Source organism: Azospira sp. I09 (genome assembly GCF_009177135.1).
Classification (GTDB): Bacteria; Pseudomonadota; Gammaproteobacteria; order Burkholderiales; family Rhodocyclaceae; genus Azospira; species Azospira oryzae.
In genome coordinates this window covers 2053766-2077781 of sequence record NZ_AP021844.1, presented here as the reverse complement: position 1 = coordinate 2077781, position 24016 = coordinate 2053766, and the positions used below count along the sequence as shown (strand labels likewise).

Sequence of the window (24016 nt, the reverse complement as noted above, 5' to 3'; positions counted from 1 at the left end):
CAATGACCAAACAAATCCAAGACGCCTACATCGTCGCCGCCACCCGTCTGCCGGTGGCCAAGCGCAACGGCATGTTCAAGACCACCCGTCCCGACGACATGCTGGCCCACGCCCTCAAGTCCGTCATGGCCCAGGTGCCCCAGCTGGACCCGGCCCTGGTGGAAGACGTGATCGTCGGCTGCGCCATGCCGGAAGCCGAGCAGGGCATGAACGTGGCCCGCATCGGCCTGCTGCTGGCCGGCCTGCCGGACACCGTGCCGGGCCTGACCATCAACCGCTTCTGCTCCTCCGGTGTGCAGGCCGTGGCCGATGCCGCCGCCCGCATCCGTCTCGGTGAAGCAGATGTGATGCTGGCCGCCGGCACCGAGACCATGAGCCTGATGTCCCAGATGATGGGCAACAAGGTATCCCTCAACCCGGCCATTTTCGAGAAGGACGAGAACGTGGCCATCGCCTACGGCATGGGCCTCACCGCCGAGAAGGTGGCCCAGAAGTGGGGCATCAGCCGCGACGACCAGGATGCCTTCGCCGTGGCCTCCCACCAGAAGGCCGTGGCCGCCATCGCCGCCGGCAAGTTCAAGGACGAGATCAGCCCCTACACCGTGCGCGCCCACCTGCCTGACTTGAAGAGCGGCACCGTGCGCATCGTCGACAAGGTCTGCGACACCGACGAAGGCCCCCGTCCCGATTCCAGCCTGCAGGGTCTGGCCAAGCTGAAGCCGGTGTTCAACGCCCGGGGCAGCGTCACCGCCGGCAACTCCTCCCAGATGTCCGACGGCGCCGGTGCCGTGCTGCTGGTCTCCGAGAAGATCCTCAAGCAGTTCAACCTGCAGCCCCTGGCCCGCTTCGCCGGCTTCTCCGTGGCCGGCGTGCCGCCGGAGATCATGGGCATCGGCCCCATTGCCGCCATTCCCAAGGTCCTGGCCCAGGCCGGCATCAAGCAGGACGACCTGGACTGGATCGAGCTGAATGAGGCCTTCGCCGCCCAGGCCCTGGCGGTGACCCGGGAGCTGGGTCTGGACCCGGCCAAGATCAATCCCCAGGGCGGCGCCATCGCCCTCGGCCATCCCCTGGGCGCCACCGGCGCCATCCGCACCGCCACCCTGGTGCATGGCATGCGCCGGGAAAACAAGAAGTGGGGCATGGTCACCATGTGCATCGGCACCGGCATGGGTGCCGCGGGCCTGTTCGAGGCCCTGTAAGGCGCAGCGCGCCCCGGCCGGTGCCGTTCTCCTCCAGGGGCGGTGCCGGCCGGGGCATTTTTGCGTTTACCGACTTGTTGTAAGCTGCATCCCCGATAAAGGCCACGGGGCGGGCGCCGGCCGGCGCCGCACCCGTTGCGCCAAGCCATTCCCCAAGGAGATTCCCGACCATGCTGCCCAAATGGTGGAAAAAGCTGCCTCCCGCCTGGCGCCCGGCCATCCTGCGCTGGGGTTTCAACTGGTTTCCCGCCTGGCGCGCCACCGGCGGCCGGGTCATCCACGTTTCCGCCGACCTGAAGCGCATCGTGGTCAAACTGCCCCTCAACCGGGGCACCCGCAACGCCGTCGGCACCATTTTCGGCGGCGCCCTGTTCGCCACCACCGACGGCCTCCATCCCACCCTGCTGGCCCTGCAGCTGGGCCACGACTACATCATCTGGGACAAGGCCGGCGCCATCCGCTACCGCAAGCCGGGCCGGGCGCCCCTTTTCGCCGAATTCCACATCGACGATGCGGAGACCGAACTGGTGCGCGAGATCGTCGCCCGGGACGGGGAGTGCGAACGCACCTACACGGTGGAACTGAAGGACCGTCACGGGGTGGTGCACACCATCGTCGAGCGCACCGTGTACATCGCCGACAAGGCCTTCTACCGCAACAAGGTGGCGGCCTAGGCGGGGCCTGGAGCGGCTGCGTTAAGAGCCCGCGCCGGCACGAGCCCTCTGGCATAATACGGCCCCATGACTGACAAGGCGCGGCATACCCCATGAATCTCGACACCTGGCTGGCGGCTGCCGGCATGGGCTGGCGTGAAGCCGTGGTGGGCATCATCGCCCTCCTGGGGCTGTACATCCTGTTTGTGCTGCTGCGTCTGAAGCGCCTGGCCCGTCGCCGCCAGGAGGCCGCCGCGCCGACGCCCAAGGCGCCGAGCCTGGGCGAGGTCGGGGACGATGGCGACGACGAGGCCGGCGACGAGCATCCGGACCCGGTCTACAGCCGCCCAGAAAAGCCCGCCTTCGCCTGGAACGAACCGCCGGCCAAGGACTTTGCCGAAGAGCAGTACTACAAGGCGGTCCAGCTCGAACTGGGCCAGCTGCGGGAGGAAGTGGCGGTGCTGCGCCACGAGTTCGCCACCCTGCGCGAAGAGATGCGCGGCCAGGTCGGCCAGATCAAGGCTTCCCAGAACATGTCGCCCCTCTACAGCGACGCCATGCAGATGGCCATGCTGGGGCACGACGCCGAAACCATTGCCGAGCGCTGCGGCATCGCCCGGGCCGAGGCCGACCTGGTGGTCGCCCTGGCCCGCAACCAGGGCGATTGAGGCCGGGCGCCGCACACCAATAACCAGGGAAAGGGACCTCCATGGCAGAAAAGAAACCGGCGACCAAGACGACCGGCGTCAAGACGGCCGCCAAGCGCAAGGAAGCGCCCGCCGTCGATCCCCAGGACGAGATCAAGCAGCGCCTGGGGCGGCGCATGGCCTTCGCCGGCGTCATGATCGCCGTGCTGCTGGCTGCCCTGGCCCTGTTCGACCATCTCTCCAAGGCCCCGGAAGAAGAGGAGGTGGCCGTGGCGCCGGCACCGGCCCCGAAAGAAGTGGCCCAGCCAGTGAAACCGGTGGAACCCGTGGCGCCGCCTGCCGAAGAAGCCAAGGCCGAGGAAAAGCCGGCCGAACCCGAACTGTCCGCCGCGCCGGTGACCAAGGGCCAGCCGGCTCCCGAACTGCCGCCGCCGCCCCAGGTGGCCGCCAAGCCCGCCCTGCCGGCGGCTTCCCATGCCGCCCAGCCCATTCGCGGCGCCACCTCCGGCCCGGTGAATAGCGGCCGCCAGCCGGCCCAGGGCCGTCAGGGCGCCGTGGCCAGCGTCACGCCTACACCGGCGGCGGCTGCGCCGGCCGGCAGCACGCCTGCTGCCCAGCCGGCACCGGCCAACGTGCAGCCGATGCCGGTACGGCCCCAGCCGTTGCCGCCCCGCCTGTTCTCCGGCTACGTGGTGCAGGCCGGCGTCTTCAGCAGCACCGAGAGGGCCGAGGAACTGCACGCCAAGCTGCAGTTGAACGGCATCCCTTCCAACATCGAGTCCCGGGTGAACCTGGGCCCCTTCAAGTCCAAGGAAGAGGCCGACGCGGCCCGGGCCAAGCTCCGGGCCCTGGGCATCGACTCGGTGCTGGTGCCTCCCGCCGGCAACCGGCGCTAAAGGCGGGCGGCGGTCCCGGCGCCCACCTTGCCGGGCCGGCCGTTGCCGCCTGATACAAGCTGCAACCGGCGCCCGTCGCGGTGCCGGCATTCCCTCAAGATTGAAAACGACCTGCCGGGAGAGGCAGGCAGGATGCGCTTCCTGGTCGCGCCATGCCTATGAGTGGCGTCCTTTCTGCCTTCCAGGCCGGATGCTGCAGCAGGCTTCACCTCAGGCCTGGTCCTGGCCGGCGTCAGGCGACTGCAGCAGCTTTCCCAGGCGGCGGGCGAAGACCGTCATTTCCTTGGCCGCCTGCACGTCCCCCCGTCCTTCTGCCACCGTAATGCCCTGCCGGTAGGCGGCCAGGGCTTCTGCCGGCCGGCCGCCCTCGGCCAGGGCCTTGCCCAGCAGCTTCCAGGCGGCGGAGTACTTGGGGTCCTTGTCCACCGCCTCCCGGAAGCGGGCCGCGGCCTGCTCCCACTGTTCGGCCTTGAGCCACTCGTTGCCCAGGGAATAGCGCAGCAGGGCCCCGTCCCGGGGACCGTCCAGCAGTTTTTCCAGATTGGCGATGATCGCTGTCGTCATTTACCATTTCCTTTTTTCCAAGGCTTCATTCTAAAGGACAGCAAAATGGCCAAAACGATCATCGCCACCGACAAGGCTCCCGCCGCCATTGGCACCTACTCCCAGGCCGTGAAGGCTGGCGACACCGTTTACCTCTCTGGCCAGATCGGCCTGGACCCGGCTTCCATGCAGATGGTGGAAGGCATCGACGCCCAGATCGTGCGCGTCTTCGACAACCTCAAGGCCGTGGCCGAGGCCGCCGGCGGCTCCCTGGCCGACACCGTCAAGCTCAATGTGTACCTCACCGATCTGGGCAATTTCGCCAAGGTGAACGAGGTCATGGCCCAGTACTTCAGCCAGCCCTATCCCGCCCGGGCCGCCGTCGGCGTTGCGTCCCTGCCCCGGGGCGCCCTGGTGGAAGCCGACGCCGTGCTGGTGCTCGGCTAAAGCGTAGAACCGTCTTGGCGGAAAAGAAGGCCGGGCCGGCCAAGGCCGCCAAGGCGCCAGCCAAGGGGGCCAGCGCCCTGCAGCAGAAACTGGGCAAGCTGGGGCTGCACTCGCGCAATGATCTGCTGCTGCATTTTCCCCTGCGCTACGAGGACGAGACGGCCGTGGTACCGGTGGACGAGGCGCCCTGGGACGAGTCGGTGCAGGTGGAGGTGCGGGTCACCGACGTCTCCATCCAGTTCCGTCCCCGGCGCCAGCTGGTGGCCCGTTGCGAGGACGACTCGGGGGAACTGTGGCTGCGCTTCCTCAACTTCTACGGCAGCCAGGTCAAACAACTGGAAACGGCCCGGGACGAGGGCCGCAAGCTGCGGGTCTTCGGCGAGATCCGGGGCGGCTTCTTCGGCAGCGAGATGGTCCATCCCCGCTACAAGTCGGTGGAGGAGGGGAGTGCCCTGCCCCAGTCCCTGACGCCGGTCTATCCCACCACCGCCGGCCTGGCCCAGTCCGCCCTGCGCAAGCTTATCGGCAAGGCCCTGGCCGAGGCCGACCTGGCCGACACCCTGGACCAGGAGCAGCTGCGGACCCTGGACCTGGAGCCCTTCGCCGCCAGCGCCCGCCTGCTGCACGCGCCGCCCCCCGGGGTCGATGAATTCGCCCTGCAGAACCACCGCCATCCGGCCTGGCGCCGCATCAAGTTCGACGAGCTGCTGGCCCAGCAACTGTCCCTGCGCCGGGCCTATCTGGCGCGGCGGGAACAGGGCTCGCCCCGGCTGAAGGCGTCCGGCGACTTGGCCCGGCGCCTGCTCGCCCAGCTTTCCTTCCAGCTCACCGGAGCCCAGCAACGGGTGTGGCAGGAAATCGCCCGGGACCTGGCCGAGGCCCATCCCATGCAGCGCCTGCTGCAGGGGGACGTGGGCAGCGGCAAGACCATCGTCGCCGCCCTGGCCGCCTGCCAGGCCATCGAGTGCGGCTGGCAGGCGGCGTTCATGGCGCCCACGGAAATCCTCGCCGAGCAGCATTACAAGAAGCTCTCGGCCTGGCTGGAGCCCCTCGGCATTACCGTCGCCTGGCTCTCCGGCAGCCTCAAGTCGGCGAAGAAAAAGGCCGCCCAGCAGGCGGCCGCCGTCGGCGCCCAGCTGGTGGTGGGCACCCATGCCCTGATTCAGGCCGACGTGGATTTTCTGCGCCTGGGGCTGGCCATCGTGGACGAGCAGCACCGCTTCGGCGTGGCCCAGCGCCTGGAACTGCGCAAGAAGGGCAAGGCCGGCATCCCGCACCAGCTGATGATGTCCGCCACGCCCATCCCCCGCACCCTGGCCATGAGCTACTACGCCGACCTGGATGTCTCGGTGATCGACGAGCTGCCGCCGGGACGCACCCCCATCCGCACCAAGCTGGTTTCCGACGCCCGCCGCGACGAGGTGGTGGGGGCGGTGCGCCACGCCGTGGAGAGCGGACGCCAGGCCTACTGGGTCTGTCCCCTGATCGAGGAAAGCGAGAAGCTGGACCTGCAGGCCGCCATCGACACCCACACCATCCTGGCCGAGGAGCTGGAAGGACTGTCGGTGGGCCTGGTGCACGGCCGTCTCAAGCCCGACGAGAAGGCCGCCACCATGGCCGCCTTCGCCGCCGGGGAGATCCAGGTTCTGGTGGCCACCACGGTGATCGAGGTGGGGGTGGACGTGCCCAACGCCAGCCTCATGGTGATCGAGCATGCAGAGCGCTTCGGCCTGGCCCAGCTGCACCAGCTGCGGGGCCGGGTGGGCCGGGGCGCCCACGAGTCGGCCTGCGTCCTGCTCTATGCCACGCCCCTGTCCCAGACCGGGCGGGCTCGCCTGAAAATCATCTACGAGAACACCGACGGCTTCGAGATCGCTCGTCAGGACCTGCAGCTGCGCGGCCCCGGCGAGTTCGTCGGCGCCCGCCAGAGCGGCGTGCCCCTGCTGCGCTACGCCGACCTGGAAATGGACGCCGACCTGGTGGAGGCAGCGCGAGACCTAGCTGAACGCCTGCTGCGGGACGATCCGCCCCGGGCCGAGCGCCATCTGCGGCGCTGGCTGGGCAGCCGGGAAGAGCTGCTCAAGGCCTGAGGGACGGGCCGGCCTGGGCCAGCCCCATCAGGGGCGGCAGTGCCGGTGCTTGCGGTTCCCTGCGGCCCCCATCCATTTGCGTAGCAGCAGGGCGCCCAGGCCAACGGCCAGAATGCCCAGCAGCAGGGGCTCCTCCAGGCGCTTGACGTCGGCCAGGAAGGATTCGATGGCGATGCCGAAGGCGTAGCCGGCACCCATCACCAGGGCGGCCCACAGAATGGCGCCAAGCAGATTGAAGACGGCGAAGCGGGGCAGGGGCAGGTTGCCGTGGCCCATGATCAGGGGGCCTGCAATGCGCAGGCCGTAAAGGAAACGCATCAGCAGGATGAAGGGGGCGTGGTAGCGCTCCAGCAGTAGCTCGGCCCGCTCCGTATGCCTGGCCAGGGCGGGGCAGCGGGCCAGCAGGGCCGCCCCTTGCCAACGTCCCAGAAGGAAGGCGCCGAGATCTCCGGTAGTGGCGCCGAGGACCGCCGTGGCGAAGACCAGGTTGCCGTCCAGCATGCCCCGGTGTACGGCGAAGCCCGCCGCCAGAAGCACCGTTTCCCCTTCCAGCAGGGTGCCGAGGAAGACGGCAAGATAGCCGTAGTCGGCAACGAATCCGGCGATCACGGCGTCCCTCGCGACGAGGTGGCGAAGGGGCGGCGGGAGGGGTGGTTCGGCATGGTTCCTGGGCCCATGGGGTGGGCTCCTGTTTTGTCGTTGGCGGCCTGATTGTCTCACCCTGGCGGAGAGAGGGGCGGGACGTCAAGGCGCCGGGGGCAGGTACAATGCGGGGTGCCGACGCTGCGTCGGCCCGTCCCTTGATCAGCCCCGGAACCTGCCATGAGCCTGCCCAACCACCAATTGTCGATGACCGTGCTGATGACGCCGGACATGGCCAACTTCAGCGGCAAGGTCCACGGCGGTGCCGTCCTCAAGCTTCTCGACCAGGTGGCCTATGCCTGCGCCAGCCGCTACGCCGGCGCCTATGTGGTGACCCTCTCGGTGGACCAGGTGATGTTCCGCCAGCCGATCCACGTCGGCGAGTTGGTGACCTTCCTGGCCAGCGTGAACCACACCGGCACCTCCTCCATGGAAGTGGGCATCAAGGTGGTGGCGGAGGATATTCGTTCCCAGGTGGTGCGCCACGCCAACAGCTGCTTCTTCACCATGGTGGCGGTGGACGACCAGGGCAAGCCGACCCCGGTGCCGCCCCTGGAGCCCCGGACGCCGGACGAGCTTCGCCGCTTCGAGGCCGCCTGCACCCGCCGCCAGCTGCGCCAGGAACTGGCCCGCCGCTTCGAGGCCACCCACGGCGCCCATGCCGGCCCCCTGGCCGACTGAGCCGCGCCGCCCCTTATTCTGCAATCCCTATGTCCAGCCAAACACCGCCCATGACCTTCGCCGATCTCGACCTCGTGCCGCCCCTGCTGGAAGCCCTCGACGTGCTCGGCTACCAGACCCCGACCCCGGTCCAGGAGAAAGCCATTCCCGCCGTCCTGGCCGGGGGCGACCTGATGGCCGCGGCCCAGACCGGCACCGGCAAGACCGCCAGCTTCGCCCTGCCCCTGTTGCAGCGGCTGGCCCACGATCCGGAACCCACCGCCAGCAACAGCACCCGGGCCCTGATCCTGGTGCCGACCCGGGAGCTGGCCCAGCAGGTGTGCGACAGCTTCATCGCCTACGGCCAGTTCCTGGTGCTGCGCAGCTACGCCGTCTATGGCGGGGTCAGCATCAATCCCCAGATGATGAAGCTGCGCAAGGGCGTGGACATCCTGGTGGCCACCCCGGGCCGCCTGCTGGACCTGCACCGGCAGAACGCGGTGCGTTTCGACCAGGTGCGCACCCTGGTGCTGGACGAGGCCGACCGCATGCTGGACCTGGGCTTCGCCCGGGAGCTGAATGCCCTCTTCGCCCTGCTGCCGAAGCAGCGCCAGACCCTGCTCTTTTCCGCCACCTTCTCCGACGCCATCCGCAGCATGGCCAACCAGCTGCTGAAAAAGCCCCTCTCCATCGAGACGGCCCGGCCCAACGCCACCGCCCGGGGCATCAAGCAGTGGGTGGTGCCGGTGGACAAGAAGCGCAAGAGCGCCCTGTTCTGCCATCTCTACAAGAACAAGAAGTGGGACCAGGTGCTGGTCTTCGTCAAGACGCGCAAGGGCGTCGATGAGCTGGTGGAGACCCTGACGGCCAAGGGCATCGCCGCCGAATCGATCCACGGGGACAAGCCCCAGCCGGCCCGCCTGCGCGCCCTGGAAAGCTTCAAGGCCGGCCAGGTGCGGGTGCTGGTGGCCACCGACGTGGCCTCCCGTGGTCTGGACATCGACGACCTGCCCCGGGTGGTCAACTTCGACCTGCCCATCGTCCCCGAAGACTACGTGCACCGCATCGGCCGCACCGCCCGGGCCGGCGCCAGCGGCGAGGCCGTGTCCCTGGTCTGTGCCGACGAAGTGAACCTGCTTGGCGCCATCGAGGTGCTGATCGGCCAGCCCCTTTCCCGCATCGAACAGCACGGCTTCGAGCCGGACCACCGGGTGCCCGAGACCGGCCCCGCCGGCCAGGTGATCAAGAAGCCGAAGAAGCCAAAAATGCCCAAGCACCTGGACTACGGCATCGGCAGCGGGCCCAGCCGGGGCAAGGGCCCCGGCAGTGCCAAGGCCCCGGGCGGCCGGCGCGGGGCCGGGCGGCCGGGAGGTAAGGCCGCTCCGAAGGCCCGGGGCCGCTGAGCATGGCCGGCCAGTTCGGCCTGCTGCGGCAACGCCGCTTCCTGCCCTTCTTCGGTACCCAGTTCCTCGGAGCCTTCAACGACAACCTGTTCAAGAACGCCCTGGTGGTGCTGCTGACCTTCCAGGCCGCCAGCTGGACGGCCCTCGATCCGGGCCTCCTGGCCAACCTGGCGGCAGGCATCTTCATCCTGCCCTTCTTCCTCTTCTCCGCCAGCGCCGGCCAGCTGGCAGACAAGTACGACAAGGCGGCCCTGGCCCGCCTGGTGAAGCTGCTGGAAATCGCCATCATGGCGGTGGCCACCCTGGGCTTTGTCCTGCACAGCCTGCCCGTGTTGCTGGGGGCCCTGTTCCTGCTGGGCTGCCATTCCACCCTGTTCGGACCGGTGAAGTACGCCATCCTGCCCCAGCATCTCTATCCGGAGGAGCTGGTGGGCGGCAATGCCCTGGTGGAGGCGGCCACCTTCGTCGCCATCCTGCTCGGTACCCTGGCCGGCGGCATCCTGGCCGGGCTCGGCAACGCTCCCGGCTGGATCAGCCTGGGCGGCCTGGTGGTGGCCGTGGCCGGTTATCTGTGCAGCCGGGCCATTCCGTCGGCGCCGGCGCCGGTACCCGGGCTGCGGCTCAACCCCAATCCTTTCACGGAGACCTGGCGCAACATCGGCTTTGCCCGGCAGGATGGGCGGCTGTTCCTCGCCATCCTGGCCATCTCCTGGTTCTGGCTCTACGGCGCCCTGTTTTTGGCCCAGTTTCCGGCCTTCGCCAAGCAGGTGCTGGGGGGCGGCGAGTCCACCGTGACCCTGCTGCTGGCCACCTTCAGCGTCGGCATCGGCGTCGGCTCCCTGCTTTGTGAACGCCTCTCTGCCCGCCGCCTGGAGCTGGGCCTGGTGCCCCTGGGCGGACTGGGGCTGACCCTGTTCGGCGTAGCTGTTTCCCTGGTCTCCCCGGCGGCGGCGCCGGCCGGTGCGCCCCTGGCCCTGGGCGCCCTGCTGGCCAGTGCCGGCCTGCTGCCGGTGGTGCTGGCCCTGTTCGGTATCGGTGTCTTCGGCGGCCTCTTCATCGTGCCCCTCTACGCCCTGCTGCAGGTGCGAGGCGAACCGGCTTGCCGGGCCCGCATCATCGCCGCCAACAACATCCTCAATGCCCTGTTCATGGTGGTCGGCTCCCTCGCCGCCGGTGCCCTGCTGGGTGCCGGCCTCTCTATTCCCCGGTTGTTCCTGCTGGCGGCCCTGCTCAATGGCGTGGTCTGTATCTTCCTTTGCCTGCGGGCGCCTGATTTCCTGCTCGCCTGCCGTAACTGGCTGTGGCGGAAGCCTGGCAAACCCTCTGTCTGAGCATCCCGGGGTGCGCCGTACGGCATTCCCGCCGGGGTGAGCGGCACTTGGTTAATCCGGGCGCTTGCCCCTATCATTCCGCTGGTAAGTTCTAATCTTCCAATACTCTAATAATCGAATGGAATATCTGGCATGGGATTGAAAGCGCGTATCGCACGGGCCATGGGGGTGGTGTTTGCCATTTTTTTGCTGTCCACCGGCTTCGGCCTCTACGGTCTGCACCAGACCAAGGAGACCTTCATCCGCCACGTGGAGGTGGACATGGCCCTGGAACGGGCCATCGTCGGCATGTACGCCCAGGGGCTGCAGAGCGGCCAGGCCCTGCGTAATGTGGTGCTGGACCCGGCCAACAAGACCGGTCACGGCAACCTGAAGAAGGCCCTGGAAGAGTTCGACGGCTACTATCAGAACGCCCGCGCCCTGGTGCCGGCGGAGGCACCGGTGGCCAAGGTGCTGCAGGAAGTGGCGGCTCTGGCGGCGGAGCGGCGCAGCCTCATCGACAAGGTGGTGGAGACGGCGGTGGGCGGTGCCGGCAGCGAGGCGGTGGCCCTCATCAACAGCAGCGAGACGCCCCTCTGGCGCAAGATCCGCGGCCATCTGCTGGACCAGATGAAGGCCATGAAGACCCAGCTGGACGAGAGCAAGGAAGCGGGCATCGCCGAGATCGAGCGTACCGAGCGGCTGGTGATCGGCCTGGCCCTGGCCAGTATCGTCATCGCCATCGTCCTCCTGGCCCGGGTGCTGCAGGTGGTGGGGCGCCAGCTGGGCGGCGATCCTTCCGAGGTGATGCAGGTGGCCGAGCAGGTGGCTGCCGGCAATCTCACCCTGCACATCGCCAATCCCCAGGAGGGCAGCGTGATGGCCGCCATGGCTTCCATGCAGACCCGCCTGGCCGCCATGGTGGCCCAGATCCGGCAGAACGCCGATTCCCTCCTGGCCTCCGCCGAGACCCTGGCGCGCAGCTCCGAGGAAGTGGTGGGGCGCACCTCGGAACAGACCGAGGCGGTGTCCGCCGTGGCCGCGGCCATGGAAGAGATGACCGTGGGCATCTCCCAGGTGCGCGACCATTCCGCCGAGGCCCGCTCCTACGCCCAGGAATCGGGGCGCATGGCGCACCAGGGCAACGAAGTGGTGGGCAATGTGGTGCAAGGCATGGGACGGGTGGCCTCCTCCGTCACCGAGTCGGCCCAGGGCATCGCCACCCTGGAACACGAGTCGGAGAAGATCGCCGCCGTGGTCGGCGTGATCAAGGAAGTGGCGGACCAGACCAACCTGCTGGCCCTCAATGCCGCCATCGAGGCGGCCCGGGCCGGCGAACAGGGGCGCGGTTTCGCCGTGGTGGCCGACGAGGTGCGCAAGCTGGCCGAACGCACAGCCCAGTCCACCGTGGAAATCGGCGTCACCGTCGATGTGGTGCGCAACGGCATCCAGCAGGCGGTGGAGCACATGGAACGGGGTGTGACCCTGGTCCAGGGCGAATCGGGCAAGGTGGCCGAGGCCGGCAGCACCATTTCCGCCCTGCACGGCTATGCCGACAAGGTGGTCGGCGCCGTGCACGAAATCGGCGATGCCCTGCAGGAGCAGAGCGCCGCCAGCACCGAGATCGCCCGCCGCATCGAGCTCATCGCCCAGATCAGCGAGCAGAACAGTTCCGCCGTCCAGGCCAGTGCCGGCGCCGTGGCCCAGCTGCAGCAGCTGGCCCGCAGCCTGAGCGACTCGGTGCACCACTTCCGCACCTGACGGAGGAGCGCCGGCCCGGGGCTGCCGTTCCTAGCCCAGGGCGGCCCGGGCCAGCAGGCCCAGGCCGGCGGCCGCCAGGGTGCCGTTGAGCAGGCGCAGGAAGCGCTCCGGCGACAGCCGCAGATCCAGGTGGTGGCCCAGCCAGGTGCCGAGCAGCATGGGCGGCACCGCCAGCAGGGCCAGCAACAGCAGGCTCGGGTCCAGCAGCCCGGCCAGGGCGCACAGGATCACCCGCAGCCCGGTGCTGAGGGCCATCAGCACCGCCTGGGTGGCGCGGAACACCTCCCGCTCCAGGGGCTGGCGGCTGAGATAGGCGGCGTAGAGAAAGCCGCCGCTGCCGAACAGTCCGCCGAAAATCCCCCCGATCACACCGCAGACCCCGCCCCAGCGCAGCAGCAGCGCCGGCGGCCGGGGCTGCCACAAGCCCCACAGGCCGTAGGCCAGGATGAAGAGTCCCAGGGCCGCCGCCAGCCAGTGGCCCGGCAGGCGCCCGAGGAGGGCGATGCCCAGGGCCTGGCCGAGGGCCATGGTCGGTACCAGACGCAGCAGTTGGGCCCGGTCGATGTGGCGGCGCTGGCGCCAGCCCCGGCCGGCGGCCCCGGCGCAGTCGAGCAGGGCCAGCAGGGGAATGATGCGGGGTACCGGCATCACCGCCGCCAGGGGGCCGGAGGCCACCATGGCCGAGCCGAAGCCCACCAGGGCAAAGATGGTGTAGGCCGCCACCAGGGCCAGGGCGGCGAAGGCGAGGGCAGAGGGGGCGGGCAACTGGTCCGCCAGGGCACCGTGGAGGGCGGCCGGCAGCAGGGTATCGAAAGGCATGGCATGGAATCCTTGTCTGGCGGGCTCCCGGCGGCGGCTGGCCGCGAAACAGGGCGGGCCCGGATGGCTTGCATGATGGTCGGCGTCTGGCTATAACGCCAATATCAAATTTGTTAGCCATCCATGCCGATTCGTTATGCCTAGCCTGCGCCAGATCCGCTACTTCCTCAGCGTCGCCGACCTGGGGGGCTTCACCCCGGCCGCCGCTGCCCTGCACGTGGCCCAGCCGGCCCTGAGCCGCCAGATCGCCCAGCTGGAGGAGGAACTGGGGTTCGCCCTGCTGCGCCGGGAGCCCCGGGGCGTCAGCCTGACCGAGGCCGGCGCCCTCTTTCGCCAGCGGGTGGGCGGCCTGGAGGAGGAACTGCGCAGCGCCGCCGAGGATGCCCGCCGCCTGCACCGGGGCGAGGGCGGCGTGCTGCGCCTGCTGCACTCCAGCTCCACGCCCCTGGCCGGCCCCCTGCTGGCGGCCCTGCAGGACTTCACCCGGGACCAGCCCCGGGTGCGGGTGGATGTGGACCGGCTGTCCTCCGAGCAGCAGCAGGAGGCGGTGGCCCAGGGCCGGGTCGATCTGGGCCTGGCCCGCCTGCCCCTGCTGCGCCGGGAGGGCGGTATAGAAATCAGGCCCCTGCCTGAAGAGCGGCTATGGGCGGCCCTGCCGGCCAGCCATGCCCTGGCAGGCGCGTCCTTGCTGGCTCTTGGCGACCTGGCCGACGAATGCTTCGTTTTCGCCGTGCACCGGGAGCGGGGCGGCCTGGCGCGGCGGGTCACCGACCTCTGCCTGGCCCGGGGCTTTGCGCCCCGCCTGGCGCCGGTGACTTCGCGCAAGACGGCCATGCTCAACCTGGTGGCGGCCGGCTTCGGCATCGCCGTGGTGCCCGCCGCCATGGCCTCCCTGGCCACTCCCGGGGTCCACTTCGTCCCCCTGGCCGATGCCGACGCCCTGGCCCGGGCCGCCCTGCTGCTGCCGCCCCGGCCCTCGGCCCTGGCCGCCGCCTTCGCCGACGCGCTGCAGCGCCGCTGGTCCGCCTAGGGGCAGGCGGGGGGCGGATGTTAGGATGCGGCTTTTGCCGAGGGAGGACTGCCGTGTCCCTGTTGCTGCGATTCGTGGGTTTGGCCATTGGTGGCTTTTTGCTGGTGGGCGGCCTGGCCAGCCTGGTGCTGGGCGTCCTGGCCCTGGGCGAGCATCCCCAGAAGGGCTTCCAGGTAACCATCTTCTCCCTGGTCATCACCGGCATCGGCCTCTGGGTCTTCTGGGAAATCCTCGGCCGCAAGTGGCTGGCCCGCCGGCGCGGCGAGGTGGAGCCGCACGTCGCTCCCGGAGCGATGGACTAAAATCCCGTTCTTGCGGACTGCGATTTCCTGCCGACCATGACCACTTCCCAAGCCCCGCTTTCCCTGCGCCACCGTCTCGACCAATACGAAAAGCTGATGCGGCTGGACAAGCCGCATCATGGCATCTATTCATGCGGTCATCAAGTGGCATAGTTCCAGTGATAGCAATGAATTTCGCTGCATTGGCTTGCATTCGATAGACAACCGTTTTCTCTTGTTTGTCACAGTCTACTGTGACGTGGCAGTGACAGGCCTTTTGAATCATTGCAATCAGGAATATGCTTTGTCACAGCAATCTATTGACATGCATTTTCTTCTTTGGTAGCTTAGCCCTTGTTTTGAAGCCGACCCGGCGCTACGTGACCAGTCATCCGTAGCTGAGAAGAGCAGCACCATGAAGGAGGGCTCCACGGTGCTGATAAAGGGTGTTCCCTCCAAATTACATTGGCGTATTCAGAGTACGCAGCCTAGTAGGTTGGCTCGCCCAGCATAGCGAGACCGAACGAACGGCATCCCCGATAAGGCGACCCTAATGCACAGGGGCGGGCGCACTGGGGTAAGGCCTGTGCATTTGATTCAGCGCTTCGATTGCTCCACCGACTGGGGGAGGAGCTTCGTAGGGGCTGAGTCATGTCCGTTGCGAACCATGATCCTGCCGGCGAGCCGGCAATCAAGGTCGATTTCCCGCCAGCTTTCGGGTACGACCATCTATCCCTCCTGCTTGGTCGTACCGTTGCGTCGCTTCAGGCTGATCGCTGCCGCAAGCCGACAACGCTTCCTCCTGCCTGCACCCCGCCAGGCACAAAATCTCCGCGCTGGCTGCTAACCGACGTTCTGGCTTGGCTAGCCCTGCACCGCGAGGCTCAAGCAAAGCGCCAGCAGCACCAGACCAGGAAGGTCGGCCGGCGTACCAAGTCCGAAGAAGTTGCGGCGCGTCGCGCCGCCGCTGTCGAGGCCTCGGTATGAGTGACACGCGTCCGGTGCCAACTAACCTCGACGGTTGGGTTGGCGTGACGGATCTTGTCGTCTCCTACAAGCACATCCTCCATGTGCTGTGGTCGGCACCGTCGAGCCTTGTGTCAGTTATAGGTGTCGGTCGCCCAGGAATCATTGAGCATCTGACCGGCGCAGCCCGCCAGGATGAGCCCGTCATCGTCGAGGCCCTGCGCGAATTACATCGTCGAGGCCTCGTTGTCCTTGACGAGCAGACGCGCGAGGTTGCTATTCGTCGCTGGTGCCGGTTCCACAAATTTAACGGAAGGTGGGCTCAGGCCGCGCGGATCGCCTTTGACAAGATTGAGTCGCCGGTAATCAAAGGGGTCTTGGTACGCCACGAGGGGGTAAATACCGTTTTCCCTGAAAAATCAAAGGCCCCGACCCCCAACAGCAACAGCAACTTCAACAACAACGCAGAAGCAGCACCAGGCGCGGAGGCGCCTGGCAGTCCCGGTCGTGCTGCTGCTACAGCTCTGGATAAACAGGTTCGTCCGCGTCGCGGCGATGAGACGGTACAGCACGGTGTTGAGATCTGGACTCCGGCAGATGCCGAGGGCCTGCAGGACCTTGCCGAGCGCTATGGCGCGGTGCGTGTTGAGGAAGTAGCCAACGCCCTTGCTCCTGCTGCCGGCCACCGCGCGCCATACCTGAGTACTGTCGTCACGGCTTTCCAGAAGCTCGAAAAGGCCGAGGCCGAGGCAGCAGCGGCCGAAACCCGGCAGAAACAGCTTGATATAGATGCCGCGCGTGAAGCCGAGCGTGCCGAGCAAGCGGCGTCTGCACTCGATCATTTCCATTCGCTTGATCGCACGGCTCAGTCAGAAGTGCTTGAGGCGTTCTCGGTGCACTTGGCCGGTGCGAATTCGTGCGTCTTCCAGATGTTCCGGCGCAATGGGTTGAAATCAAAACCAGTCGAGGCCGAGTTCGTGAAATTCCTTCTCTCAAAGTTACAGGGGGCCGCAGCATGAGCGGCGAAATCGAAAAGCTACGCGCCCGAGAAGCGCAGATCAAACGCCGAATCGCCGAGATTCAGGCCCGCCAGAAATCGGCCGAGCGCAAGCAGCGAACCGCACGATTGATTCGTTACGGTGTTGTCATCGAGGCCATGATGAAGGGCGGGAAGATTGATCCTGCCGAGTGGGTTGAGGCGTGCCGCGAGGTGTTATCTGCTCGCGATTTTGAGATTGCGACAGCGGAAATCCGTTCCTCGTCGGCAGACGAGGCGCACTTACCTGTTTCTCCTGCGGAGAAACAGTGCGCGCCTGCGGCGGGCAACAGCAACGTGAGCTGACCGTGGCGGCAACGTGAGCATATTTCATCTTACCGTCAAGCGCGGCAGTCGATCCGAGAATCGGCTGGCTGTCGCGAAGCATGATTACATCATGCGGCTTGGGCGCTTTGCCGAGCGCCATGACGGTGAGTTGGCTTATGCCGAGAGCGGGAATATGCCCGCCTGGGCTGCCGGTGACCCGCGCCGATTCTGGGAGCTATCTGATGTTCGTGAGCGGGCAAACGCCACTCTCTATCACGAGGTTGAATTCGCGCTCCCTCGCGAGCTGACGCAAGCACAGCAAATCGAGGCGGCGCGTGAGCTGGCACGCTCGATATGCGGCGACCTGCATCCTTACTCATGGGGCCTTCATGACAAGTCGGGGAATCCCCATGCGCATCTGATGTTTAGCGGTCGCATCCTCGACGGTATCGAGCGTGACACTGGCCAGTTTTTCAAGCGCTACAACTCCAAGACGCCCGAGAAAGGCGGCTGCCGGAAGGAGTCCAGCGGCGAAGCGCGCGGCCCTGAGTGGGTCGGCCGCGTGCGAGAGAACTGGCAGGAGATAGCCAATCATCGCCTCGCCGCCGCTGGCCACGATGCGCGGATTGATCACCGCAGCAACAAGGCCCGAGGCCTCGACGAGGCCCCGGGCGTACACCTCGGTCGCAAGGCCCATCGGCTCGAAAAGGCCGGTAAAGCTACCTGGCGCGGCATCAAGAACCGTGAGGCTCAGCACCTCAATGCCTCCCTCCGGGAGGTTCGTTCCAACATCCACCAGAAGGAGAATGGCAATGGAAAGCGTCCTGGACGACCTGGAAAACCTCGCTCGCAGCAGCACCGCGCCGGCGTCGGCGGCTCCGCCGCCGCGCCCAAGCGCGCCTTCTCAACCTGGAACGACCGTGGAGCGGATCGTCCAGGCCTGCGGGCTAGCAGACACCTTGGCCCGCAGCGTATGCCTACACTGTGCGACGCGCGTCCTGGCCATGGACAGCAAGAACCGCGCGACGCTGTACTGCAGCGCCCTGTATCGGGACATCGAGACAGAAATCATCGATTGCACGGCATTCGTGGTGGAGGACTCTACGCCTTCGAAGGGCTAGATCGCCGGCAAGTCTACAAGGCCCGCCTCCTGCAACAGCAGTACCAGCAGGAGATCCAGGCGACGCTGGCCGCGCGCCTGGCCTACGTCGATCGCCAGCCTGACCGCATCGCCATCACCCTCAAGGGCGGCGGCCATGTCGTAGACCATGGCGATCGCCTGCTCACCCAATCTGGACGTGACCCGGAAATCCTGGCCGCCGTTGCCCTGGCACGGCTGAAGAACTGGAAAAACATCAATTTGACTGGCACGGACGATTTTAAAGCCCGCGCCTGGCTGGAGGCAGCGCGTGCCGGTCTCCAGGTCACCGGCTACGTCCCGTCGCCGGCTCTTCGCGCGCAACTCGAAAAGGAGAGGAAAACCATGCTCGGAACACCTGCAGGGGGAATGTCGCTCACCCCTGACGCCACACCAGACCATCAACGGAACGCCGCTGCGCGGCGCTGGGGCGACGCCCTGGAACGCGCCCGCCAAGCGCTCCTGAATGAACACAGGGCCGCACAGGCACGGCTTGCCGAGCTGCGCGACATCGACATCACGAAGCTGGAGAAGGATCTGGCGGCCGAACATGGCGGTGCCGAATATCGCGCTGCCCGGCAGGCCTTCCGAGAAGCTGACGCCAAGGCCAAAGCCGCTGGCCTCCTGACGCGCAAGCGCGCGGAGGCCCAACGAGAGAAGGCTTGGCAAGGCTTCCTGGCGGTGCATGCGAAAGCCTTGGCAGTACCTGCTGTAGCTCAGCGCCTGGCCGACGCCCAGCGCCAGAACCGTGAGCGTGAGCAACTAATGGCATCCCTGCTACCGATCAAGATCGGTGTGGGTGAGATCGAGCAATGGCAGCGAGAGATCCAAAAAGGGAGAAACCCGGAGGCCGAGTTCGCGCAGGTCTGGCAACGGCGCAAGCTCAAGCCTCTGCAGCGCTGGCAGGAGCTGGCGATTGCGCCGGTATTTGAGGCCGACGCCGCCGGCGAGCGTGCACGCCTGCAGGCGGAGGCCGACGCCGCAGAAACCCTCAAGGTACAGGCACGTCAGGCCCAGGCGCAACGCGAGATCGTTGCGCAACAGAAGGCGGACGAGCTGCTGGATCTGATGAACAAGCCGGGATTGAGCGCTGCCCAGGAAGATGCGCTGCAGGAACAGCATCGCTTTTACACGGCGCTGGCTGCCGGTCTCGATGAGGCGGAAGCCCGGGAGCGCGCCGCAAACCCTAACCATGCCCCGCGTCCTCGTTAATCGCGTGAGCGCGGGGCTTATATCGGCCGCGCGCTGGGCGGTCACCCAGCGCCGGCCTCACCACCATCAACCTATTACGGAGGTTTGACCATGGCTGCAGCCAGTTTAGCAAATGGAAGTCACCGAATCGACGCCCGCATCCTGGAGGACTTAGCGGCGGAAATCGTGATCGAGCGCCACGGCCCCGGCATTGAGGATCGGCCGAAGGTCTTTCATGCATTTACCGACGCGACCGCCGTGCTGATTGCGCCGGCGCTCGAAGACCTCGCACAAGCCTATCACCGGGCTTGCCGCACGCCCTTCGGCCGCGATGCCGCAAGGATTTTTCTCTCGAATCTCTTGGAAGCGGAGGCTTGAAAATCATGGAACAGAAGAAACATGGGGTCGCCCGCCGGGCCGTCGTGGGCGTGGCCAAAGCCTGGTCCTACTCCCTGGGCATCACCAGCTTGGCCCACGAGTTGGGGCGGATTGGTGGCAACGTTGCCGCCGTCGGCGGCTGGGTACGGCGAAAGCTCGCTGACGGCCCCGGAAATTACAGGCATGAGACCTTCCAGGAAGCAGTAGACAGGCTTGGCCTGGATGAGGCACACCTTATTCACCAAGGGCGCATCTTCAACCTTCGGGCGCACTCCTGGATAGCCGCGCTGCTGCTGGCCACAGCGTGGCTCGCAGGAGCAGCCTGGAGCGATGCGCCGCTCTTGCACGTCATCCTGTGCTTTGGTGTGATGATCCTGGCCTTTTCCAAGGCCATCACCTGGCGCTTCCGGGCATGCCAGATCCGCGACGCGGAGCTGTACAGCTTTGGCCCCTGGTTCTTCTCGCCGGGGAGGTGGTGATGCGCGCGATTCTTATCCTGTTGGCTTTGCTAGCCGTGCCAGCACTGGCCGCCGACGCTACGTCGGCCACGCCTGGTCTGCACGCCTTTACGCCGCCAGCCAACGATATTTCCGTTGGCTTCCTGCGCCAGGTTTTCGGTTCCATTGTCGATGGTGCCGGCACCGGCGACGGTATGAGCATGTTGGGCGCGATGATGGGCGTGTTCAACCTTGCCATCCTATTCCTGGCAATGATCTTCGTTTGCTACACGACGATCAAAGGCACGATTGATTCCGCGCATGATGGGGTCATGCTGGGCAAGCAAATGTCGGAAATATATGTGCCCCTCCGCACGGTTGGCGGAACCGCCTTGCTGTTGCCGCTGGCCAGCGGGTTCAGCTTGCTGCAGGGCGCGGTGATCTGGTTGGCCATGCAGGGGGTCGGAGTCGCCAACCAGGCGTGGACCGCAGGCATCGACCGCTTCACCCAGACCGGCACCCTTGGTAGGGTCAGCGTGCCCGATGCACGGCCGCTGGCAGCCAACATCCTCCGCGCAGAAGTTTGCATGGCAGCGATGAATGCCCAATTTGAGGCCTCGGATCGGAAAACCCGAATCACAATCCTGCCGCTGGAAGACGTTGGCCAGGGAAACGGTGCGAAGGCGACGCGGTTCCGCTGGGGTTCCCTCGACTATCAGAATCCCGCCGTTTGCGGCTCGGTCTCGTGGGTGCCGTCAGCCGCCGACGAAAAGGATGGCGACGCTACCCGGGTACTGCGTCAGCCGATCCTCGATGCCCATACCAATGCCGTTTGGCAGATGGTCACCGATCTCCGTCCGGTGGCACGGCAGATCGTGGCGTGGAAAAAGCCGGCCCCGGGCGCCCTCGACCAGGCGGCTGCCAGGTACGAAGACGCCCTGGCCAAGGCAGCCAAGGCAGCCGTGGATGCCTCGCCAGACGTTGGCAGGCAGGCCTTCCTGGACAAGGCGCGGGAGGGAGGCTGGGTGTTGGCGGGAACGTGGTATTCGCACATGGTCAAGGTCAATGACTCGATCCAGGCCGCCGTGAACACGGTGCCGGCTTCGACGCCGGTACGGATCGAAGACCTGGAGGTGAAAGAGACCCTGCAAACCTATCGAGACGCAATCGCGTTCACCGACGAATACATGCTGGATCGCTCGGCAGCGCCGCGGCAGGCCTTCCAGGAGATGAGCATCGAGGACGCCAAGAACGTGCGCAGCGTCGAGGACGTGTGGCGGTTGCTTTCGATTCCGGCGATGAAGGGCCTGGAGGCGCTAACAGACCGGATTGCTGGTGCGAATACCGCGCCGGTTGAGCAATTGAGGGTGCTGGGCAACGATATTGTGCTGATCGGAGCTGGCCTCAAGGCAGCGTATTTCGCCATCGCCGGCTTCGCTGGCTCGCGGCTGGCCAGTATCACGGTTGGCAACGTGTTTGACCTATCGGAAGCGCTGCGAACGATCAACGGCACCGTGGAGTGGACATCCTCGGCCTTGTGGGCGCTGGGAGCGATGTTGGCTTTCTACCTGCCTGCCGTGCCCACCATCTGGTGGGTGGCAGGGGTGATCCGTTGGCTCGCCTCGGTGGCGGAGGCCGTCCTTGCGGCGCCGCTGATGGCGGCGATGCACGTCCATCCCGGCGGTGATGACCTGGTTGGACGTGCGGGGCCGGGGTACATGCTCATCCTGGCGATGGTGATCCAGCCGGCTCTGCTGGTGCTTGGTCTGGTTCTGTCGGCCGCGCTCCTGTATCCGGCGGGTGCATTGGTAAATATGGTGTTCCTGGGCATGGTTTCCGGCGTAACGGGCTCCAACGGTGTCGGCCTGATCGCGCTGGTGGCTTGGGTAGCGCTTTACGTTGGGATGATGACGATGGCCATCCATGCCTGCTTTGCGCTGATCTCGTCAGTGCCGGACAACGTGATGCGCTGGGTGGGATCTCAGGCCGGTGCTCAAGGTGTTGGGATCAAGGAGGTTGAGAAAACCACTGGCGGCTTGGAGCAGGGTTCCAAAGGTGCCGGGCAGGGCGCCTCGGGGTCGAAAGGGGCTGCCAGTCCAAAAGGAGCCGGGGCAGGCGGTAAGTCAGGCGGAGAGGCCAACGGCTTTTCCAATGCCGAGCTGCTACCAGATGCCCAGGATCGGCAAGGGTGAATGTTTATGGGGCAAGTTCCCTACATCCAGGGCAGCCCGGCTGACGCCGGCCGGGCTCTGCCAGGGTTTCGCTATGCGCTCATCCCCTGCGGGGACGCTATGCGCCCTTCTGATCCCTGCCGCCTCCGCACCAGAGGCGCTGCGCGCTCCGCTTGCCCTGCGCACGTCACCGCTGCGCGGACACGTGCTGCGCGCCCTGTTCGGGCTTGCCAAGGGCCTGTATGGCCTCGCCACGCCTGCGGCGTCGCGAGGGAGTGGCGCAGCCCTTGGGTGCGCCTCGCGGCGCACGGCCGGCCGCGCCGTGGTGCTGGAACCCGTTTCCGTGGTCGTTCCCCTTTCCTTGATTGCCCTTCAAAGCCGCCCATCGCTGCTCAGTCGCTCGATGGCGGCGGGCTTAGACCGGCGACGGTGAGACCGTCGCCTGCAACGGGTCACGCCAACCGGCCGGCGATCCGGCATAAATGGCCTGCGGCCACCGGCTACGCCGGACTTTATTCCGTTTGCCGGACTGCCCCGGTTTTCATGCCCCGTTGCTCCAGCCCGAAACCCCGCCATCGCCCTGCGGGGCGCTCCCTGCGCGGCGATTTGTGAGGCGGCTCCGAAGGGCAGAACCATCAAGGAAAGGAGAACAAGCATGACCACGAAAACCACCAGCACCACCAACGACGCGGGCGTTCCCCCCGCACCCCCCGAGGCCCACCAAAGGGCAGGTGGGGAAGACGGCAATCAAGATGCGGTTCGGATGCTGCTGAACGACGATAAGGCATTCGGTAGGGCGATGGCTCACCTGATCGCCTATGTCCGGATGCATACAGTTGACGGAAATTTCATTCTGGAGGCAACGCTATGAGCGCTGTGGAAAAAATCTCCGGCCGGCTGGCTTTGGGGGCCGTACAGCACGGCCAGGCCGCCGACTTCTACGGCTTCATGCGGGTGGGTTCGATCCATCTCAAGCGGGTGAAGATCGTTGGCGAACTCGCGCCGCTGTTGCGCGATGGTGAGATCTGCACCGTTTGGGTAGCCAGGGTGAAGGTGCCGACGCCGTTGTTCTTTTCGACCGTGACGAGCGTAATTTACGCGATCGAGGTCGAGGGTACGCTTTACAAGGCAGTCGAGGAAACGCGTAGGTATTGGAATGGCTCGCGGGCGTGGCAGGCATTCATGCTGGCCATCGCTGGTTTCCCGACGATGTTCCTCGTAGGCCTCGGCTTGTTGCTCTGGATCAACGCCGTGCGATTGATGGTGGGGTCGGGGCTGCCAGTCGAAAAGATGCGGGGAGAACCGGCATGACTTCGTTCTATCGTGTGCTGCTGTGCGCGGTGGCAGTGGTGACCACCAACGCCGAGGCCCAATGTACGGCGACGACGATCCATAGTGGCATGCCTCCAAGAGTCGTCGGGTTGGCTCAGGATGGTATCTCGGCGCTGCTTGGTTGTACGCCCACGGCTTTGCCTCCGGCGTCAGGTGTGCCGCAGGCCTCAGAGATCTATACGTGGGGGTTTGTTGATGGTGCGCTAAGAAAGCAGATCGCCGTGCAGTTCGATCGCGCTGGCGTGGCAGCCTCGGCACGCTACCAGGAAATTCCGCTGCTGCCGGGTAGATCTTCGGCTCGGGAGGATAACAGTGACACCCAAGCGGCTGTGGCCATTGCCTTGATGGCAGCGGCGAGTGGTGCGGCACGTAGCGCTGCAAGCGGTGGGGCTATGTGTACGCCGGCCACAATTAACCCAGGAGCCGTGCAGATGGTTCGTCCCCACATGTCGCCCGCCGCCGTGAGCGGCGTCCTGGGCTGCGCCCCGACAGAGATCGGTCCGGTCTGGGTCTGGTCGGTTCCTGGGGTGGATCAGGCTGGTGCGAAGATGCAAGTGGCCGTGGTCTTCGATGCGGCCGGCGCTGTCTCGGCTCAGTACCAGGTGATTCCGCCGATTGCGCCTCTTGGCAACGGTGCGCTACGGGTCGAACCACCTTTGCCGCCTTTTGGGAATTGGGTTCCGGGGGCTGCAGTACGATGAAGAGCCAGAAGGTAC

The 24016-nt window shown here is 66.4% G+C and carries 25 protein-coding genes; 22 read left to right on the top strand and 3 right to left on the bottom strand.

Translation table 11 applies throughout. From position 1 onward, the window contains the following. Positions 1–2: 2 nt before the first annotated feature. The 4 genes from AZSP09_RS09665 (at position 3) to AZSP09_RS09650 (ending at position 3398) form a co-directional block, all read left to right on the top strand. Complete coding sequence (locus AZSP09_RS09665) at positions 3–1202, top strand: acetyl-CoA C-acyltransferase (protein ID WP_152089911.1); 1200 nt, start codon at positions 3–5, stop codon at positions 1200–1202. A 170-nt stretch (positions 1203–1372) separates the two neighbouring features. Beyond that, positions 1373–1876 carry a DUF4442 domain-containing protein gene (locus AZSP09_RS09660; protein ID WP_014235436.1) on the top strand — a complete coding sequence of 168 codons (504 nt, stop codon included), beginning with the start codon at positions 1373–1375 and terminating at the stop codon, positions 1874–1876. Positions 1877–1968: 92 nt separating this feature from the next. Next, positions 1969–2523: a DUF2802 domain-containing protein gene (locus AZSP09_RS09655; RefSeq protein ID WP_152089910.1), complete on the top strand. Its 555-nt coding sequence runs from the start codon at positions 1969–1971 to the stop codon at positions 2521–2523. A gap of 41 nt (positions 2524–2564) precedes the next feature. Further along, the gene (locus tag AZSP09_RS09650; RefSeq protein ID WP_152089909.1) at positions 2565–3398 is read left to right on the top strand and encodes an SPOR domain-containing protein; all 834 of its coding nucleotides are present in this window, start codon (positions 2565–2567) and stop codon (positions 3396–3398) included. 210 nt (positions 3399–3608) lie between these two features. On the opposite strand, the gene AZSP09_RS09645 is transcribed toward AZSP09_RS09650, so the two are convergent. Continuing rightward, complete coding sequence (locus AZSP09_RS09645) at positions 3609–3962, bottom strand: tetratricopeptide repeat protein (protein ID WP_152089908.1); 354 nt, start codon at positions 3960–3962, stop codon at positions 3609–3611. Between the two features lie 45 nt (positions 3963–4007). On the opposite strand from AZSP09_RS09645, the gene AZSP09_RS09640 reads away from it, so the two are divergent. Beyond that, the gene (locus AZSP09_RS09640) at positions 4008–4388 is read left to right on the top strand and encodes a RidA family protein (RefSeq protein ID WP_152089907.1); all 381 of its coding nucleotides are present in this window, start codon (positions 4008–4010) and stop codon (positions 4386–4388) included. Between the two features lie 14 nt (positions 4389–4402). Further along, on the top strand, positions 4403–6478 hold the full coding sequence (gene recG, locus AZSP09_RS09635) for an ATP-dependent DNA helicase RecG (protein WP_152089906.1): 2076 nt from the start codon (positions 4403–4405) through the stop codon (positions 6476–6478). A 27-nt stretch (positions 6479–6505) separates the two neighbouring features. On the opposite strand, the gene AZSP09_RS09630 is transcribed toward recG, so the two are convergent. Further along, positions 6506–7087: a DedA family protein gene (locus AZSP09_RS09630; protein ID WP_152089905.1), complete on the bottom strand. Its 582-nt coding sequence runs from the start codon at positions 7085–7087 to the stop codon at positions 6506–6508. Positions 7088–7300: 213 nt separating this feature from the next. On the opposite strand from AZSP09_RS09630, the gene AZSP09_RS09625 reads away from it, so the two are divergent. From AZSP09_RS09625 to AZSP09_RS09610, 4 genes are all read left to right on the top strand, one after another. Next, complete coding sequence (locus tag AZSP09_RS09625; protein ID WP_152089904.1) at positions 7301–7801, top strand: acyl-CoA thioesterase; 501 nt, start codon at positions 7301–7303, stop codon at positions 7799–7801. A 29-nt stretch (positions 7802–7830) separates the two neighbouring features. Further along, positions 7831–9183 (top strand): DEAD/DEAH box helicase, encoded by a 1353-nt coding sequence (locus AZSP09_RS09620; RefSeq protein ID WP_232058778.1) that lies wholly within the window; start codon positions 7831–7833, stop codon positions 9181–9183. A gap of 2 nt (positions 9184–9185) precedes the next feature. Further along, entirely contained in the window at positions 9186–10514 is a 1329-nt protein-coding gene (locus AZSP09_RS09615; RefSeq protein ID WP_152089903.1) for an MFS transporter, read from the top strand. A 132-nt stretch (positions 10515–10646) separates the two neighbouring features. Further along, the gene (locus AZSP09_RS09610; RefSeq protein ID WP_014235427.1) at positions 10647–12254 is read left to right on the top strand and encodes a methyl-accepting chemotaxis protein; all 1608 of its coding nucleotides are present in this window, start codon (positions 10647–10649) and stop codon (positions 12252–12254) included. A 30-nt stretch (positions 12255–12284) separates the two neighbouring features. On the opposite strand, the gene AZSP09_RS09605 is transcribed toward AZSP09_RS09610, so the two are convergent. After that, positions 12285–13073 carry a sulfite exporter TauE/SafE family protein gene (locus AZSP09_RS09605; RefSeq protein ID WP_152089902.1) on the bottom strand — a complete coding sequence of 263 codons (789 nt, stop codon included), beginning with the start codon at positions 13071–13073 and terminating at the stop codon, positions 12285–12287. 136 nt (positions 13074–13209) lie between these two features. Between AZSP09_RS09605 and AZSP09_RS09600 the strand changes: the two genes are divergently transcribed. From AZSP09_RS09600 to AZSP09_RS09545, 12 genes are all read left to right on the top strand, one after another. Continuing rightward, positions 13210–14103: a LysR family transcriptional regulator gene (locus tag AZSP09_RS09600; protein ID WP_152089901.1), complete on the top strand. Its 894-nt coding sequence runs from the start codon at positions 13210–13212 to the stop codon at positions 14101–14103. A 53-nt stretch (positions 14104–14156) separates the two neighbouring features. After that, complete coding sequence (locus AZSP09_RS09595) at positions 14157–14405, top strand: hypothetical protein (protein WP_014235424.1); 249 nt, start codon at positions 14157–14159, stop codon at positions 14403–14405. Between the two features lie 630 nt (positions 14406–15035). Next, positions 15036–15371, top strand: coding sequence for a DNA-binding protein (locus AZSP09_RS09590; RefSeq protein WP_152089900.1), 336 nt, complete (start codon positions 15036–15038; stop codon positions 15369–15371). Next, entirely contained in the window at positions 15368–16369 is a 1002-nt protein-coding gene (locus tag AZSP09_RS09585) for a hypothetical protein (RefSeq protein ID WP_152089899.1), read from the top strand. Before AZSP09_RS09590 ends, AZSP09_RS09585 begins: the two co-directional genes overlap by 4 nt. Continuing rightward, positions 16366–16692, top strand: a complete 327-nt coding sequence (locus AZSP09_RS09580) for a hypothetical protein (RefSeq protein ID WP_152089898.1) — start codon at positions 16366–16368, stop codon at positions 16690–16692. The genes AZSP09_RS09585 and AZSP09_RS09580 overlap by 4 nt, the downstream gene beginning before the upstream one ends. Positions 16693–16705: 13 nt before the next feature. After that, a complete protein-coding gene (locus AZSP09_RS09575; protein ID WP_152089897.1) occupies positions 16706–19003 on the top strand; it encodes a MobA/MobL family protein in 2298 nt (765 codons plus the stop codon). A gap of 90 nt (positions 19004–19093) precedes the next feature. Continuing rightward, positions 19094–19360 carry a hypothetical protein gene (locus tag AZSP09_RS09570; RefSeq protein ID WP_152089896.1) on the top strand — a complete coding sequence of 89 codons (267 nt, stop codon included), beginning with the start codon at positions 19094–19096 and terminating at the stop codon, positions 19358–19360. Beyond that, a complete protein-coding gene (locus AZSP09_RS09565; protein ID WP_152089895.1) occupies positions 19357–19839 on the top strand; it encodes a hypothetical protein in 483 nt (160 codons plus the stop codon). The genes AZSP09_RS09570 and AZSP09_RS09565 overlap by 4 nt, the downstream gene beginning before the upstream one ends. Beyond that, the gene (locus tag AZSP09_RS09560) at positions 19839–21989 is read left to right on the top strand and encodes a DotA/TraY family protein (RefSeq protein WP_172974736.1); all 2151 of its coding nucleotides are present in this window, start codon (positions 19839–19841) and stop codon (positions 21987–21989) included. Before AZSP09_RS09565 ends, AZSP09_RS09560 begins: the two co-directional genes overlap by 1 nt. Before the next feature lie 634 nt (positions 21990–22623). Further along, the gene (locus AZSP09_RS09555) at positions 22624–22839 is read left to right on the top strand and encodes a hypothetical protein (protein ID WP_152089893.1); all 216 of its coding nucleotides are present in this window, start codon (positions 22624–22626) and stop codon (positions 22837–22839) included. Beyond that, positions 22836–23279 (top strand): hypothetical protein, encoded by a 444-nt coding sequence (locus AZSP09_RS09550; RefSeq protein ID WP_152089892.1) that lies wholly within the window; start codon positions 22836–22838, stop codon positions 23277–23279. The genes AZSP09_RS09555 and AZSP09_RS09550 overlap by 4 nt, the downstream gene beginning before the upstream one ends. Beyond that, complete coding sequence (locus AZSP09_RS09545) at positions 23276–24001, top strand: hypothetical protein (RefSeq protein ID WP_152089891.1); 726 nt, start codon at positions 23276–23278, stop codon at positions 23999–24001. The genes AZSP09_RS09550 and AZSP09_RS09545 overlap by 4 nt, the downstream gene beginning before the upstream one ends. Positions 24002–24016 lie beyond the last annotated feature (15 nt).